The organism is Ruminococcus sp. SR1/5 (assembly GCF_000209835.1).
Taxonomy (GTDB): Bacteria; Bacillota; Clostridia; order Lachnospirales; family Lachnospiraceae; genus Blautia_A; species Blautia_A fusiformis.
Genome location: NC_021014.1, coordinates 791,266 through 803,629, shown reverse-complemented (window position 1 = coordinate 803,629; position 12,364 = coordinate 791,266). Strand labels below are relative to the sequence as shown.

Below are 12,364 nucleotides of genomic sequence, written 5' to 3'. Positions count from 1 at the left end.
ATTAGCCTTCTGTTTTTTCTAATCCAATCCCCAGCTGTTCAAAAAAGACCGCCACATTACAATAACGATTCAAGGAATGGTTTCCATCCATGATAAACTCCCATGTATCTTTATAGGTACCGCAGACATGGAATCCATCATCATAGAGATATTCCAGAAACTTTTCCGGCTGGTCTGTATATTGAACTGCAATGTCAAATGCCAGATTTTCCTTTTCATCATCAGTCAGATCTTCTGCCCTGTCATGCAGCACATGTTCCATATTCCTGGAAAAATAGTAAATTTCATAAGGAAATCCTGCCACAGTTTCCCGGTTATACAGAGAATATACAATCTTTCTCTTACTTAGATTTCTGCGGATCAATCGGTCCTTATTTTTCGCCTCTATATGCGTATCAAAATATTCCGTTTTTCCATTTTCAGACTGCCTGACCAACGATGGCGGAATAAAAGCTCCGTCTGTATCAATGATCTGAATCACCTTAAGGATATCATCCGCTACTATGAAGGGATTTTTAAGCAGATACTTTTGGATTTCCTTATCAATCCGTTCTTCAATATATTTTACCGTCATGTTTTCGTCTGCAGTGATATCTGTATGGAGCACGTCAAATTCTATATCATGATCGTTTACCAGTTTTGTAAATATCACAGCCAGTGCATCTTCATCCGTCGGCCCTTCTACAAGAAACAGAATAACTTTTTAGTCATTAGCACGTATCCTTCCTGCCCGCCTCATAGCAAGCTCCATCTCATATATATTTGTTTCATTGTAGAGCTTTTCTTTTTTGCCCGCCAAGCTTGATCGTCCGCAAATAAGATAACCGGGTATTTTGCGTATTTTTGATATACGTAGATTTTATATAGCAATTCTCGGGATTCACAGTCGTATAAAGCAGAGAATCGTTTTCAAGGATCTCCAATGGGCGTAAGTTATGTGATGTAAAGATCAATTGTCCTTTAGCTTTATCCTGCATAACTTCCAGGCATTCTCCCAGTAAATACTCATAAATACCAGAATCCAGCTCGTCTACCACAAGACAATAAGACTCCCTGTTATAGCAGGCAACTAAATTACTGCAAATAGAGATCAGCTTCTTTATTCCTGCGGATTCATATAAAAGCGGAATCCGGTTCTCTCCACGCATGGCAATGATTTCAAACTGCACTCCGTCTTTTCCATCCTTCAGCAGCTTATCAAACGCATTATAAATTTCTATGTTGATCTCAGGTATTAATGATTTCATTACAATATTAATCTGCTTGATCGTATTTGCCACATAAGGAAAACTTCTTTTGGTACCACATTTATATCTGTGAAGCGTAAGAAGATGCCTTCACCTTTTTTGGTATCGTGTCCGGCCAGTCAATATTAACGGGCATATTTTCCAGATTTAAGGATAAATAACCGTATTGCGCGTTTTCAACAACAGCAAGATCATAAATTCCATATTTCTGAAAACACTGGCTCAGTAGAGAAAGCAATGCAGCCTCACCCTCGGCTTTTTCAAAGACTTCCTGCGCTTTTCTTGAAAATAAAAAGGAACTTACTTCCGGAACGCCCTTTTCCTCATTATAATTCTGCGTTGCCTGCTCTGCGACTCCAAGTGCAATAACATTCTGGATATCCTTAGAAAAACGCTCATACAATTTCAACGGACGAAAAAGTTCTTTCCTTCCTTTTTGGTAATCAAAAACAGGTGTGATACGTTTTCCTTCCGACATTTCTCTCTGACTGAATTTTTCTTTGCTGATGCAGAAGCTCTTTTTACCGTTTTTCTGCAGTTCAATTTCATATTCTACCAGATAGCATTTTTCTTCGATTTTCAGTTCAAAGCGATACTTTACAGTGGAGGTATCACTTGCTTCATTTATATAGTAATAAAAATTCGACGGGATCTGACGTCCGGAAAGAAGATATTTCAGCAATACCATACAGTCTACAACTACTGTTTTTCCAGATCCATTAGCTCCATAGATTCCTAAAATGCTTCCCTTTTTATTTTGGGGCATTTCAATTTCACCATGTATCACGTTTTTTATGTTGTTAATTTCCATTCCCAAAAGCCGAATAACGTATTTCATCTCCATCACATCTCCTTTCAGCTTCATTTACCTGTATTCAGTATATCTTATTATATTGCAAAAATCAATTCTTATTCTGCTTTTGTTAATAATTTTAACATTTTTAAATTATATCCTCTCAAAAAAAGCCAATAGACATCCTCTTTGTGGTAGATATATTTGTTTTTAAGTAGATAACGGATAATTCTTAAATTATATGTTATAATAAAATATGAAGGGGAAATGTTTATGAAAACTATTGCAACTTGGATTTCTGAAAATCCCTATATTGCAGCAGCAGGTTTAATTGCTACATTTTTAGGTCTAATTATATCAATTATTACACCTATTATACAACGAAAAAGAAAGCAACTACATTATACTATTTCTGTACATGGGTAATAAGTATTTTGGAACCTGCAAGAAAATCATTTGGAATCTCGGCACTTTCACCAAATGTACAAAAGGGAATACCAAATTTATCCGCTTCTGAACATACCTGCCTGACAAGATATTTATTAGGACATATATAAAGACATGGTCCTTCCTTTGAATTGAGTAAAGATTGAAGAAGCAGCAATCCTACTAATGTTTTCCCTTCACCAGTATGCAATTTAATAATTAAATCCCTATCTGTACGTCATTTTGTATACCACTCAGATAGAACAATTTCCTGTGCCGGGCGAAGAGGACCAGCAACACTTTTTCGGTCTAAAGTTCCATATAGCTCAATGGGATTAGTTTTCGGTGTTATTGTTCTGCTTGCCAATTTTTTCTTAAAATCAATTGCCATTAAACTCCCTCCTATTGTCTCTCTACAAAATATTTATCTGATCCATAGTCGCAATTATATGTACTTTTTTCTTTTGACAATCCATAACGTATCTTTTGAATTCTGCTCTTTTTACCTCGTCATCATCCAGATATTTATATACTTTATCTAAAGCAATCAAAGAAAAATCGCAGACAAATGCAAATATATTTCCTCCATTTTGGGGATTTCTAATTCGTTGTAAATAAAGGCCATCTGCCACTGTCTGTATTGCTCGCGCAGCATTTAGTGCATGTATTTCATAAGAAAGTCCCCCATAAATCCCCTCATAATATTTTTCATGTCCAATTTCTCTCATCATCTCTCGAAAGTTCTGTACATTAGTTCCGATTTCATACCATTGAATATGTATTTTGTTGATATTTTTCGTTTCTTTTCTTCCAGTATTTTCGTTTGGACACTACGGCTTTCTCTCTGGCATCAGCCACTTCCTTAAACAGCTCATTTGTATCTATCAAATGCTGAAAAGCATCTTTTTTCGCTGAAATCTTTTACTATCTTCCGTAAACTGCGCTTCACCCAGCAGTTTAATTGCATTTTTACTCTTTTCGGATTTTCTGGAAAAAAGCTTTTCTCCTGTCTCAATTTCTTTATAATGCTGTTCCAGATAATATGCAGCAGCCCTCTTTCTGGTATCCTCTTTTAAAATAAATTCCAGACCTACGGTGTTTTCAAGCAATGTCCTTACAATAACTTGCATCGGTGAAAAAGCTCCTGCATCTATAAGAATATTGAGTGCATCTAGCTGTTCCATTATTTTCCTGAGAAAAAGGCATATTACTGTGTCTACAAATTCATCCTGTGCAGATGTTCTTGCAGTAATCTCATTTATGAGTTCCCCATATTTTATTATAATAGAAGCAAGCACCTCACTCGCTTCCTCAATTATTTTCTTATTATCCTGATCTTCTTTAATGTTATAAAACATATTGCCAAAGAGTTTTAAATAATTGTCTTCCATGTTTCTCCCCATATAGATACTTTACGGTTTTCACTCTCTATTCTCCTTTATTTTATCAGTTTTTTCTGATAAATGCTATCCTACATCATTAATTCTGCACAACAAAAAAAGGCAGTAATACCCTTCTTATCAGGATATTACCGCCCTTTCACACTTCGAATACTGCGTATTCTCTAATTGAAGCCCTGCTTCATTCCCCGCAATCCATTTTCATACTGTATTCTTGAAAAATACCAGATTTTACCCTGGATTTTTCTACAGATATGATTTTCAAATAAATAGCATTCACTGCACAATTCTGGATTATCCCGTCTCCATCCGCTTTTTTCCAGAAATTCCTCTACATCTTCATATACTTCAATGCAGCTTTCTGCAAGCAGTATTTTTTCCACCTCCTGCTCCTTCAGATAAAGTCCAAATTCTTTGGCAAGCAGAACTCTGAATCCATAGCGTACCAGCGAATTGCCGCGTATTTCACTTAAATTAATTTCCAAACCTTCACCCCTTTGATTTTTTTACAAAAAGATCATCTACTTTCATGACCGTATTACCATTACCTGTCCGCTTTTTATTCTTCGTTTTTTGAACAGCCCCATTTACAGTCAGTGGTTCTTGCACGTCATTTTCTTTTATCGGACTCTCATTTTTTTCCAATGGATCCGAAGCTTCATATACCTGCTCATCCAGTATTTGAAATTCCTGCTGCTGTTTTTCCCACTTTCGATACCAGTCCGGAATATGATCCACAACCTTTTCCATCTTCAGTTTTCCGGCATCTGCATGTTCCGTATAATCCATTTTTTTAAACCGAAGCACATTGTGTCCTCGGATGATCAGGATTCCCTGATCCAGCGGATAACGAAGGATCTCATCTGGCAAAAGGAGCTGCCGTTTTCCAATGGAACGTGATTCCGAATATTCCGGCACATAATCTGTGGCACGGATCGTAAAAAAGTTCTTTCGGATAGAAGCAACTGAAACTGTAATCTCACCGGTCCGGTCACTGTAGTAGGTAGCGGTTGTCATATCATTACATCCAAGAAAGATCGAGAAATCACAGCCGCCAAGGATCTCTTCCCACTGGTTATCCGGATAACGGTTCTGAAGCTGTGGAATATTCTGAAACAGGATGCTCATGCCTATCCGCCGGGATCTGGCCGTAGCCAGTTTCTTTTTAAAGTCTGGAACAACACCGATATTTGGAAATTCATCCAGTATAAAACTTACCGGTACTGGTAGGACACGTTCTTCCGTCCTGTCAGCCAGGCGAACCAGCTTGATACTTAAAAATGATGTAAACAGTGTAGCAAGCATATCGTATGTAGAATCCTGATCCGAAGTAATACAAAAATACGCACACTTTTGCTTTCCCGGCAGTGACAGGTCTATATCTGTATGGCTCGTAATCTGCTGCACCATCTTATTCTGCAAAATCTGCAGTCGGGTTCCAAGTCCAAGCACAGCATTTCCTTTTACTTTTTCTGCCTTGGAAAATAACTGATATGGACCTTTTGCCGGATGATCCGTTGGAAGCCTTTCAAAAATGGAATCCAGCATTTCCACACTTTTGTTCAGCAATAATTTATAAGCTTCCGGAAAAGTTTTCTGCTCTTGTGGATACTCTTCAAAAACATATAAGCACAGAGCTTTTAAGAGATCCATTTCCACATTGTCATAAAAATGATCAAACTTATCCGTTGTGTTACGAATCACTACATCACAGAACACATCAATCAGCTCCCCGTCTTCAATCTCTGCGAGACAGTTCCATGCATCTGAATGGGTAAGCTGAATCAGATTCAGCTGCTTTACAACATATCCCTCTTCTTTGAGATACGCACAAAGATCCTCATAAAGTTCTGATTTTGGATCCGTAATATACATACTCTCACCCCTGCGCACACACTGTAATGCCATCACTCTTGCAAAAGCCCTGGATTTCATGGAACCTTGCGAACCGCATACCGCGATATTTCGGTTCAGTCTTGAATCTACCGGAAGACTTAATATATTTCCATTAGACAACTCCCTTCCAAAAATAATCCCTTTTATTTGTTCCATTCCACGGTCTGCCTGAAGTATCTCTTTTTGTTCCTGTGTTCCCATAAATCCTGCCGTTCCATAAGTTCCCTGATCCGAAATCTCAAAATTACGTTCATCATGCAATGGATTGTCTTTTCCACGCCAAATTACCAGTACCGTTAAAGCCAAAAGCAGTACCACGGCTGCCATTGACCATTTTCTTCCTGACGAAGTACCACACCCTGCATACAGACATTGCAGAGGATTTAAGCATACTTCTGATCTTAAAAACAAGATTTCAAAAAAGCCTCCCACATATGCTGCTAACAAAACCATTCCGCATCCGGCCACGATTTTTTTCCAGTTTTCTGTTCTCAATCCGTTTCCTCCATTTCTCTTCTGGTTTCTTCTGCCAGATGGAAATGATAGCGGTTCCCGTAGTAGCTGTTTATTGTATTGACAGAATTGTATAATGCAGTCAGGAGCACCGCCCGGATATTTCTGGCCTTTGTGCTGGTATCATCCATACTCTGAAGCACGAATTCGACATGATCCTTCGTAAGCTTCGCAAACTGTGCTTTCACAATCTCTATAGCTTTTTCCTCACGGTTAATCCGAAGTTTAGGTGCTGTAGAAACCATTACATCCAGAATAAGTCCCAGGATTTCTTCAACTCTTCTGTCATATGGATGATCGTTTTTTAACGCATCATAAGAAATCTGTATCCGAATCGCACGCTCCACAGCCTGATAGGAACAGAGTGGATACTCTATGTCTGTATTCTCTTCCGTAATCTCTGTATTTGTATCCCCTTCAAAAGAGAGATATGCCTCATTTGACTGTGATATCCTGTCACATCCTGATGTGGCACCTCTCTCTTTGTATGGTGACAGCTCTCCCTTTAAGAAGTGATACCCTGCATCTGACAGGTTTTCCGGATAAGTCAGTTGTATCAGGACATCTACATTCAGCTCCAGAAACAGCACGTTTGAGTTCCGCATTCCTCCTTTCCTGACAGTTCGAAAAACTCTTTTCACAACTCCTATTTTTTCCAGTTCAACTACCGCGTTCACAGCTTCTCTTTTGGAGATTCCAAACTGATCTGCAAGCTGCTGGTAATTTCTCTGTAAAATGTCTGCTTTGAATTTCTTTTTGAATCCACATAATTGTCCCGTTAATTCATCTCGGATTTCCACCGGCCGATACCAATACACAACATCTGACAAAATAATGATTGCTGTCAGATTGGGTTTTCCATTATCTCTGATAATTGTACGATACCACGCTGCCGGGATTACATTTCCGGTAAACTGCAGCCGACACATCCGGTCCACAATCGGACTGCCTGTTGAATGAAAAGGATTCGCCATCTTGCAGCCACCTCCATCGACCAGGATCATTCTCCTATGTCATTTATAAGGTATTTCATTACATTTTCTGTATTGAGCTCATAAATGATCACCTTCTCTCCCAAATATTCTCTTATTATTTCCGCCTGATAATCCATACAAACAATACTTACTGACGGCCTCCATAAGAGTTCCTGTTTAATACGGCATAATTGACGCATTTCTAAATCATAACCTAAATATACAGGGTTCCCAATTTCATCACACACAGCATAGACAGCATATTCTTTTTCTTTCCTTATGGGAAATCTTGAAAGCAAAAACTGCTTTAGCTTTTCTCTTTTCTGCTTCTCTGTCAGCAGGATAATCTGCAATATTCCCTCTTGGCACATGGGAATATAATAATATTGATCATAAATATCATCCGGCCGAAACAGATCCTTTTTTATGCCTCCATCACTTTCCAGAAGCTTTAACAATACTTTTATGTTTTGTCCTACAATAAGCGCATCCGCTCTGCTGTTATATCCGCCCTTTAAGAGCATTCGCTCTGTCCAGGTACGCATGGAACATTCCATTTTTTTCGCCCATTTCATATTTCGATCCATGGTATTGTAAACAACTAACGCAGTATCCCCGGATAAAAGCACCCCACATGATCTGGAACCCCTGATTGCTTCCGACATTCCTTTAAATTCCAGACTGCCATAATAAAACGCTTTTCCCCGATCTCTCACGAACCCTTTATCCATATCTGGTTTATGGTTCCGCAAGATCTCTATACCCGCCTTCCAGAAGAAGACCCATACCTCGCTCATTCGATACAGCCGCATTCTTTTTTCTGGTTCACTTTTCACATGCCCCGTCTGCCCGGAACCGGAAATAAAAAAGAGAGTTCTTTTTCATATTCTGAAAGAAGATAATTTCTGCCTTTTTCTAATAAAACGTATCCTCTATATCCATCCTTGCATCTCAAAGAAATATATCTTTCTTTTTTTAATCTTGTAATCAGGGCAGCAGTATATGAAATCGAGCCAGTCACGTATTGTCCTAAATAAGTCGGCATTTCACCCGACATCGCTATAATAATCAATAATTTATCCTGTTGTCTTTTCAATTATTTTCCCCTCGTTGAAAAAGCAAAAATACCCTATCTGTTGAATACCTGGGTACATAACCTGGCAATTTTGTTCAGATTTTTGCTTATTTTATGCCTTATCAGATATTCTTTTCCCATGTAGAATCCCCATGCAATTTACTCATGATTTTTTTCGATACCTGTTTCTTTGCCAAAATCAGAAATCCACGCTGGAAATTTGCTGCTGTCCATCACATATAACAGTGTACGGTCTTCTTCGCCCATGCGTGTCACATGGCAGGTGTTCGTATATAATCCACTATCTGACTGCAGGAAAAAATTTGTAATAATATCCTGCACATGTTTCTCTTCATAATTGTCATGATCCCTCACTCTTGCAAGTGGGAGTGTTTCATCATAAACATGTACAAAGCAAATCGTACAATTTGTATAGGTCGGAATTTCCAACTTCTCCTCTGCTCTCTTCATACACCAATTTCGAAAAGCGGTATGTAATGGTTTATAGAGATAATCCGTATAACAATCTTTCCGGTGAGGGATCAGGACGGGAGCGGATACCCGAAGAATCTCATCCTTATACTCCAGTTCAATTCCGTGTATCAGTACCAGATCTTCTTTGTATTTCTCATATTCTTTGGGATTTACTACAATTTCAAGCGTCATGCGTCTTAATTTATCTGTCAAACGTTCTGAAGTTTTCGCAGTCTCCTGAATCATATCTCCCAAATAAGCATATTGGAATTCTGACTGCCGCCGGATACAGGACTGCAATACCCCTCTTGCTTCCACTATATACTGTTCCATCCTTCCCATTAGTTTTTGAGCATCTTCTAACTGTTCTTTTAATTTAAAAAATGAATCATTTTCATCCATCCGCATTTCTGTAATATTCGATTTCTCCACCTTCTTTCACTGTACAAAATCCAAGCACGTCCGGTATCCTGATTTCATGTATGTACCCGGGCTTTTCCACAATAACGATATGCCCGCAATCATCTGTCATCTTCCGGGTAAACAAATTGTTGGTAACCTGTACCTCATTCTCTGACACATACAAAATGTCATAGATTTCTCCTTCACCGCATAACACAATGCGAACAGGATATTCCTCTTTTGATGCAAGGAAGTGCTGGTCTACCTCTTTTTGATCCATAATATCCAGAAGAACCCAAAATGCCTGCAAAGTTCCTACATTTCTGGCTTTAAATGCCTCTTCATTTATTGCTGCCATTTCCAGATCCTGATGAATATAAATCTGTTTTTCTTTTTCCAGCGTCTTAAATGCACGTCCTACAAAATGATCTCTTTGGGTTTTTGCGAAATATGCATAAATCTGAGATTTTAAGAGCACATTATATGTCTGAATTAACTGTCTGGTTTCACGTTCCACGGGTTTTTGTTTGTTTTCCATCTGGTCTATCCTTTCCATGATAAATATGTGCCACATAAATGACGTTTTTTATGTGGCATATAATGTGTTTTTTCATGTCTTTTTCAAAAGACATCTGTTACACGTCATCACAAAACGTTTTTTATGACATATAATTAATTTCATTCCTCTTATACGTCCTTTGTAACGTTTTTAATGCCGTTTCTTATTCACACTATTTCCTGCCATAAGCATCTGTACCATATTTCCGGATTCTGTCTTTCAATTCCTGAAGATCTTTGCGGTCAGTGGTAATCAGATCTTTTTCCAGAGCACTTGCTTTAAATTCAACAATCAAATTATTATTATTTGTGGAAATCAGACCATTTCCTCTTTCAAAATGAATAATAGAATTGGTTTCGGCTTCTGAAAGATCCAACTCCTCCTGAATCCGTTCTGCTTCTGAAACTTCCATGTTCAGAACAATTTTTGTTTTTGAGTTGCTTAATATACCGCGTCCAAGTTTTCCATCTCTTACCGCAAAACAGTCTGCCAGATCCTGCGTGGCACAGATAGCCGATCCACCATAAGCTCTGATTGTTTTGAATATTTCAATCAGATATTCTCCTGCCAAATCATTAGACATCAGAAGTTTCCATGCTTCATCTACAAAAACCGCTTTTTCTACTGTCCGGTCTTCCTTTGTTTTTGTCCAGACAAAATCCAGTGCCACAAACATTCCCAGGAGCAGATCACCAGAAAGTTCCGAAATATCCAGCACAACATATTTATTTTCCAGATCCACATTAGTCTGCTGATTAAAACTGGATGCCGATCCACTCACCAGACGATTTAATATATTCGCCATACGTCTGCATTCTTCTTTACGCATAAGCACTTCATGCAGATCACCAAGAATCGGCATCTTTTTGTATTTTCCTGGATGTTCCGGATCAGTCAGACTCAGATTATCATGTGTGATTCCCTTTTCCTGATAGCAAGTAACCATTGCACCATCTAAAAGCTGTTTTTCTTCATGTGACATATCTGGAATCAGAAGGCTGAAAAAAATATGTAAGCTTTGAATTTTGCTTGCAAGTTCTGACCTTTCAGATGTATACCCATCCAATAAATCGCGAGTTTCCATATCTGTAGGCCGTATTTCCATTATATTGATGCAGTTCGACGATGAAGGAGAAATCTGTATAAATTCTCCACCAATGTTATTACAGGCTCTTGCAAATTCATGTCCTTTATCCGGAGCAATAATAAATACCTGTATGTTTTTTCGTCTCATACGTAGTGCCATAAGCTGCATCAAAAATGTTTTTCCCGAGCCAGATGTTCCAAATATGGCTATGTTTGCATTTTTGTATTTTAACGAATTAAAAATATCTATGATGACAAGCGAACTGTTTGCTTTATTTACTCCGATCATGATGCCATCTTTATCAGACATTTCATATGAAGCAAATGGATAACATGCTGCTACACCGGATGTAAGTACATTCCGTTTGGACTTCTCATAAATATTTTTGTCTATCTGTAAAAATGGCAGAGAAGATAAAAAAGCCTGTTCTTCTCTGAAAATGCAGCTACCTGTGCCAATGTCCTGAGAGCTTAACAGCTTTGTCATTTCCTTTGAACGCCATTCTACTTCCTGTTCACTATGTCCAGTTATCGTAACCAGAATGCTCATGTAGTAGAATTCTTCACTGCCGCTCAGCCCCCTTTTCAGGTAATAACCAGCCTGAATGGATTCACTCAGACTGTCAAAGTCGCTGTTTGAATCATAAGTATCCTTGATTTTTGAACGGTTCAAGCGTATTTTGCGTCCAATTCGCTCCACACAGCGGTTTTTATCCTGCTTGAAGAAAAAATATCTACATCTATTCCTTCACCTGCATTGATCAACAGTGACAGCCATCCGGCCGGGACTCTTGAACGGTATTTTTGAACATACAGATATGTATAATATAATCCATCTACAACCACATAGTTCCAGTTCCTGAAATCAATGGTTCTCGGAGCGACCAGTTCTGTTACAGGAATATATCGTATACTTTCTGGACCGTTTTCTTCTGTATAGTACTTCCGAACTTCTTTTATCCGATCATCCAGAGATTCTGTCAGGCATGTTTGGCGATTTAACAGCTGGAATAAGATTTCCACGCAGAAGCGCGTCTCATTCTCATGCTCCAAAACTATATTCCCGCACATGGCAAGATATTTTTTGCAGTCTGCACAGCAGAACGCATATAAAGATGTACATCTCTTTCGTCTGGATTCTTACTCCCACTACGGGAAGGATATTCAAAAATCAAAAAGAAGCGACGTGTAATCGCTTCCTTCATACCCAGGGATTTAATCAGTTCTGCATAATCTTCCTGCAGAATTTTACAACGTTCATCTGTTTCTTTTTCAGCCTCTTCATCAATCTTATCAATATACTCCTGAATGTCTGCCTTTCTGGAGAGCACTTTAAGCTGGATATTGGGCGGTGCGATTTTCAGGTATGACATAAAAGAGAGAATGATACTTCTCTGTTCTGAAGATGACCGTAATAAGAAATTGATTGGCAATACTTCAACAATTTTAACAAAACGATTGTCGGAAGTTTGGATAATACCATTTTTACTTGTTTTAATGGTATATAAGAGGCTGTCCA

18 protein-coding genes are annotated in these 12,364 nt (G+C 38.4%); 1 reads left to right on the top strand and 17 read right to left on the bottom strand.

Going from position 1 to position 12,364, the window contains the following annotated elements; genetic code table 11:
- Window position 1: 1 nt before the first annotated feature.
- The 3 genes from CK1_RS04175 to CK1_RS04165 all read right to left on the bottom strand — a co-directional run bounded on the left by CK1_RS04175 (window position 2) and on the right by CK1_RS04165 (window position 2,085).
- A complete protein-coding gene (locus CK1_RS04175; protein WP_306288741.1) occupies window positions 2-652 on the bottom strand; it encodes an HIT family protein in 651 nt (216 codons plus the stop codon).
- Window positions 653-767: 115 nt separating this feature from the next.
- Entirely contained in the window at window positions 768-1,247 is a 480-nt protein-coding gene (locus tag CK1_RS04170) for an AAA family ATPase (protein ID WP_015525053.1), read from the bottom strand.
- Between the two features lie 61 nt (window positions 1,248-1,308).
- The gene (locus CK1_RS04165; protein WP_306288740.1) at window positions 1,309-2,085 is read right to left on the bottom strand and encodes an AAA family ATPase; all 777 of its coding nucleotides are present in this window, start codon (window positions 2,083-2,085) and stop codon (window positions 1,309-1,311) included.
- Between the two features lie 228 nt (window positions 2,086-2,313).
- Between CK1_RS04165 and CK1_RS04160 the strand changes: the two genes are divergently transcribed.
- Complete coding sequence (locus CK1_RS04160) at window positions 2,314-2,466, top strand: hypothetical protein (RefSeq protein ID WP_306288739.1); 153 nt, start codon at window positions 2,314-2,316, stop codon at window positions 2,464-2,466.
- Here the strand turns inward: CK1_RS04160 and CK1_RS04155 are convergent.
- From CK1_RS04155 to CK1_RS04090, 14 genes are all read right to left on the bottom strand, one after another.
- The gene (locus tag CK1_RS04155) at window positions 2,447-2,686 is read right to left on the bottom strand and encodes a DEAD/DEAH box helicase (RefSeq protein ID WP_306289067.1); all 240 of its coding nucleotides are present in this window, start codon (window positions 2,684-2,686) and stop codon (window positions 2,447-2,449) included. The two genes, CK1_RS04160 and CK1_RS04155, sit on opposite strands and share 20 nt — an antisense overlap.
- Before the next feature lie 18 nt (window positions 2,687-2,704).
- On the bottom strand, window positions 2,705-2,857 hold the full coding sequence (locus CK1_RS04150; RefSeq protein ID WP_015525051.1) for a hypothetical protein: 153 nt from the start codon (window positions 2,855-2,857) through the stop codon (window positions 2,705-2,707).
- Window positions 2,858-2,879: 22 nt separating this feature from the next.
- On the bottom strand, window positions 2,880-3,257 hold the full coding sequence (locus CK1_RS04145) for a DUF5677 domain-containing protein (RefSeq protein ID WP_306289066.1): 378 nt from the start codon (window positions 3,255-3,257) through the stop codon (window positions 2,880-2,882).
- A gap of 93 nt (window positions 3,258-3,350) precedes the next feature.
- Window positions 3,351-3,857 carry a DUF5677 domain-containing protein gene (locus CK1_RS04140; RefSeq protein WP_015525049.1) on the bottom strand — a complete coding sequence of 169 codons (507 nt, stop codon included), beginning with the start codon at window positions 3,855-3,857 and terminating at the stop codon, window positions 3,351-3,353.
- Between the two features lie 173 nt (window positions 3,858-4,030).
- Complete coding sequence (locus CK1_RS04135; RefSeq protein ID WP_195968148.1) at window positions 4,031-4,351, bottom strand: hypothetical protein; 321 nt, start codon at window positions 4,349-4,351, stop codon at window positions 4,031-4,033.
- 4 nt (window positions 4,352-4,355) lie between these two features.
- Window positions 4,356-6,257, bottom strand: coding sequence for a VirD4-like conjugal transfer protein, CD1115 family (locus CK1_RS04130; RefSeq protein WP_353611118.1), 1,902 nt, complete (start codon window positions 6,255-6,257; stop codon window positions 4,356-4,358).
- Window positions 6,254-7,279 (bottom strand): DUF6017 domain-containing protein, encoded by a 1,026-nt coding sequence (locus CK1_RS04125; protein ID WP_306288738.1) that lies wholly within the window; start codon window positions 7,277-7,279, stop codon window positions 6,254-6,256. Before CK1_RS04125 ends, CK1_RS04130 begins: the two co-directional genes overlap by 4 nt.
- Window positions 7,276-8,046: a hypothetical protein gene (locus tag CK1_RS04120; protein ID WP_306288737.1), complete on the bottom strand. Its 771-nt coding sequence runs from the start codon at window positions 8,044-8,046 to the stop codon at window positions 7,276-7,278. The genes CK1_RS04125 and CK1_RS04120 overlap by 4 nt, the downstream gene beginning before the upstream one ends.
- 35 nt (window positions 8,047-8,081) lie before the next feature.
- The gene (locus CK1_RS04115; protein ID WP_306288736.1) at window positions 8,082-8,345 is read right to left on the bottom strand and encodes a hypothetical protein; all 264 of its coding nucleotides are present in this window, start codon (window positions 8,343-8,345) and stop codon (window positions 8,082-8,084) included.
- Between the two features lie 138 nt (window positions 8,346-8,483).
- Window positions 8,484-9,200 (bottom strand): DUF6100 family protein, encoded by a 717-nt coding sequence (locus CK1_RS04110; protein ID WP_502685091.1) that lies wholly within the window; start codon window positions 9,198-9,200, stop codon window positions 8,484-8,486.
- On the bottom strand, window positions 9,193-9,738 hold the full coding sequence (locus CK1_RS04105; protein WP_227222833.1) for a DUF5697 family protein: 546 nt from the start codon (window positions 9,736-9,738) through the stop codon (window positions 9,193-9,195). The genes CK1_RS04110 and CK1_RS04105 overlap by 8 nt, the downstream gene beginning before the upstream one ends.
- A 193-nt stretch (window positions 9,739-9,931) precedes the next feature.
- Complete coding sequence (locus CK1_RS04100) at window positions 9,932-11,518, bottom strand: VirB4 family type IV secretion system protein (protein WP_306288734.1); 1,587 nt, start codon at window positions 11,516-11,518, stop codon at window positions 9,932-9,934.
- A complete protein-coding gene (locus CK1_RS04095) occupies window positions 11,515-11,868 on the bottom strand; it encodes a hypothetical protein (RefSeq protein WP_306288733.1) in 354 nt (117 codons plus the stop codon). The genes CK1_RS04100 and CK1_RS04095 overlap by 4 nt, the downstream gene beginning before the upstream one ends.
- 32 nt (window positions 11,869-11,900) lie before the next feature.
- Window positions 11,901-12,278: a hypothetical protein gene (locus tag CK1_RS04090; protein WP_502685090.1), complete on the bottom strand. Its 378-nt coding sequence runs from the start codon at window positions 12,276-12,278 to the stop codon at window positions 11,901-11,903.
- Window positions 12,279-12,364 lie beyond the last annotated feature (86 nt).

Excerpts from the sequence above, each read along its gene's own strand:
- CK1_RS04170 (WP_015525053.1), bottom strand. The coding sequence starts at position 1,247 with ATGAAATCATTAATACCTGAGATCAACATAGAAATTTATAATGCGTTT.
- CK1_RS04165 (WP_306288740.1), bottom strand. The coding sequence starts at position 2,085 with ATGAAATACGTTATTCGGCTTTTGGGAATGGAAATTAACAACATAAAA.
- CK1_RS04160 (WP_306288739.1), top strand. The coding sequence starts at position 2,314 with ATGAAAACTATTGCAACTTGGATTTCTGAAAATCCCTATATTGCAGCA.
- CK1_RS04150 (WP_015525051.1), bottom strand. The coding sequence starts at position 2,857 with ATGGCAATTGATTTTAAGAAAAAATTGGCAAGCAGAACAATAACACCG.
- CK1_RS04140 (WP_015525049.1), bottom strand. The coding sequence starts at position 3,857 with ATGGAAGACAATTATTTAAAACTCTTTGGCAATATGTTTTATAACATT.
- CK1_RS04125 (WP_306288738.1), bottom strand. The coding sequence starts at position 7,279 with ATGATCCTGGTCGATGGAGGTGGCTGCAAGATGGCGAATCCTTTTCAT.
- CK1_RS04120 (WP_306288737.1), bottom strand. The coding sequence starts at position 8,046 with ATGAGCGAGGTATGGGTCTTCTTCTGGAAGGCGGGTATAGAGATCTTG.
- CK1_RS04110 (WP_502685091.1), bottom strand. The coding sequence starts at position 9,200 with ATGGATGAAAATGATTCATTTTTTAAATTAAAAGAACAGTTAGAAGAT.
- CK1_RS04105 (WP_227222833.1), bottom strand. The coding sequence starts at position 9,738 with ATGGAAAACAAACAAAAACCCGTGGAACGTGAAACCAGACAGTTAATT.